This is a genomic window from Cryobacterium sp. Sr8, assembly GCF_004403225.1.
GTDB lineage: Bacteria > Actinomycetota > Actinomycetes > Actinomycetales > Microbacteriaceae > Cryobacterium > Cryobacterium psychrotolerans.
In genome coordinates, this window is record NZ_SOHO01000004.1 from 1 (window position 1) to 2433 (window position 2433).

Consider the following 2433-nt stretch of genomic DNA (forward strand, 5'->3'; position numbering starts at 1 on the left):
CCGTCGACCGGGCGAAGAAGCTCGTCGACGCCGGCGCCGACGCGATCTTCCCCGAGGCGATGGCGACGCTGGCCGAGTTCGAGGCGATCCGCGCGGCCGTCGACGTGCCGCTGCTGGCGAACATGACCGAGTTCGGCAAGAGCGAGCTGTTCACGGTGGACCAGCTGGCGGGCATCGGTATTAACATGGTGATCTGGCCGGTCTCGCTGCTGCGCCTGGCAATGGGTTCCGCCGCCCGCGGGCTCGATACGCTTATCGGCCACGGCACCCTGGAACCGGTGCTGGCTGAAATGCAGCACCGGGCCGATCTCTACGAACTCCTCGACTACGAGTCCTACAACCAGTTCGACACCAACGTCTTCAACTTCCAGATCAAGCGCTAGGGGAGCAACATGACCGAAACACAGCAGGCCGTGGCCCCGACGCTTGTCGGCGCCGAGCCACCGACACCCGTCATCTACAAGGGGCTGGCCGGGGTGCCGGTCGACTATACGGCGATCTCGCAGGTCAACTCCGACACGAACTCGCTGCTCTACCGCGGCTATCCGGTGCAGGAACTGGCCGATCGCCGCAGCTTCGAAGAGGTCGCCTACCTGCTCTGGCACGGCGAGCTGCCGACCGAGTCGCAGCTGGCGACGTTCGAGGACCTCGAACGGTCGCTGCGCCACCTCGACCCGGCCGTGCACCGCGTGATCGACGAACTGCCGATGACCGCTCACCCGATGGATGTCGTGCGCACGGCCATCAGCGTCATCGGCGCGAGGGACCCCGAGGCGAACGATTCCTCGCCGGAGGCCGATCTCGCCAAGGCGATCCGCCTCTTCGCTCAGCTGCCCGCCATCGTCGCCTATGACCAGCGCCGCCGCCATGGACTCGACCTCGTCGAACCCCGGGACGACCTCGGCTACTCGGCGAACTTCCTGTTCATGACCCACGGCGAGGTGCAGGAGCTCGTCGTCGTCGAGGCCTTCGACGTGTCGATGATCCTCTACGCCGAGCACTCCTTCAACGCCTCGACCTTCACCGCGCGGGTCATCACCTCCACCCTGGCCGACCTGTATTCCGCGGTCACCGGAGCGGTCGGCGCCCTCAAGGGCGCGCTGCACGGCGGCGCGAACGAAGCAGTCATGCACACCTTCGGCGACATCGGCACGGCCGACAAGGTCGACGCCTGGCTCGAGAACGCGCTCGCGAGCAAGAGCAAGATCATGGGCTTCGGGCACCGGGTCTACAAGAACGGCGACTCCCGCGTTCCCACCATGCGCCACGCCATGGAGGCGATGCTAGAGCACTACGACCGGCAGGACCTGCTCGAGCTGTACACGGCGCTCGAGGAAGCCATGGCCGCACGCAAGGACATCAAGCCCAACCTCGACTACCCGACCGGCCCGGCGTACCACGTGATGGGCTTCGACACCGAGACCTTCACGCCGCTCTTCGTCGCCAGCCGCATCGTGGGCTGGACCGCGCACATCATGGAGCAGCGCGCCGCGAACGCGCTCATCCGTCCGCTGTCGGTCTACAACGGCGTCGAGCAGCGCGAGGTTCCCGCCTGACCAACACGCCGGCGTCGGCGGCCGCGGGGCCGTCGGCTGTCGGGCCGTCGGCTGTCGGGCCGTCGGCTGTCGGCGTCGTGCACGCGGAGGCTCGAGCCGGGCGTGACGCTTGTGGGGCTCGCACAACCGAGGCGGGAGCATCCGGCGCGTCCCGCTAGCCTGCGAGGATGCATATGCTGCTCCGCACCCTCCTGCACTCCGTCCGCTCACGCTTCGGCCCTCGCCTCGGCCACTACGAGGTCGCCCGCACGCGGTTCATCACACTGCCGACCGACCAGGACATCCTGCGGCACATGAACAACGGCGTGTACCTGTCGATCATGGACATCGCGCGCTTCGACATGCTGCACCGCACCGGCATCTGGGCGATCTTCGTCGCCCGCGGCTGGTATCCGGTCGTGGTGGCGGAGACGATCAGCTTCCGGAAGTCACTGACCGTCGGCCAGAAGTTCACGGTCGAATCGCGCATCCTCGGCTACGACGCGAAGGCCGTCTACGTCGAGCAGCGCTTCGTGCGCCCGGATGCCGACGGGAACCCCGAAATCTATGCCCAGGGCTACATCCGCGGCCGGTTCCTCAAGCGCACCGGCGGCGTCGTGGGGATCGACGAGCTGGTCGCGGCGGTCGGCGCCCCTCCCGCGGACGCGGTCCCGCAGTGGCTGCTGGACTGGAGCGCGGACGTCGCGATGCCGCCCACCCGCGCGGCCGCGCCCAGCGTCTGGCCCTAGCGCGTTCCCCGATCTCTCAGTTGCGGACAAAGTACCTTCGCCCCTCTGCGTCAGGCTGATTGTGAGTCAGTTCACGATCAGAAGGAGGCAGGGGAATGTCGATAAGCCCAGGATTCACCACGGCGGAGATCCGCGAGTTCGTTCATGAG

3 protein-coding genes are annotated in these 2433 nt (G+C 67.3%); all 3 read left to right on the forward strand.

Annotated elements, in window-relative coordinates; genetic code table 11:
• The coding region (locus E3T54_RS00200; protein ID WP_174844370.1) for an isocitrate lyase/phosphoenolpyruvate mutase family protein at positions 1–383 on the forward strand (383 nt) is incomplete at its 5' end.
• Between the two features lie 9 nt (positions 384–392).
• The gene (locus tag E3T54_RS00205; RefSeq protein ID WP_092323234.1) at positions 393–1556 is read left to right on the forward strand and encodes a bifunctional 2-methylcitrate synthase/citrate synthase; all 1164 of its coding nucleotides are present in this window, start codon (positions 393–395) and stop codon (positions 1554–1556) included.
• A gap of 167 nt (positions 1557–1723) precedes the next feature.
• Positions 1724–2284 carry a thioesterase family protein gene (locus E3T54_RS00210; RefSeq protein ID WP_134474068.1) on the forward strand — a complete coding sequence of 187 codons (561 nt, stop codon included), beginning with the start codon at positions 1724–1726 and terminating at the stop codon, positions 2282–2284.
• Positions 2285–2433 lie beyond the last annotated feature (149 nt).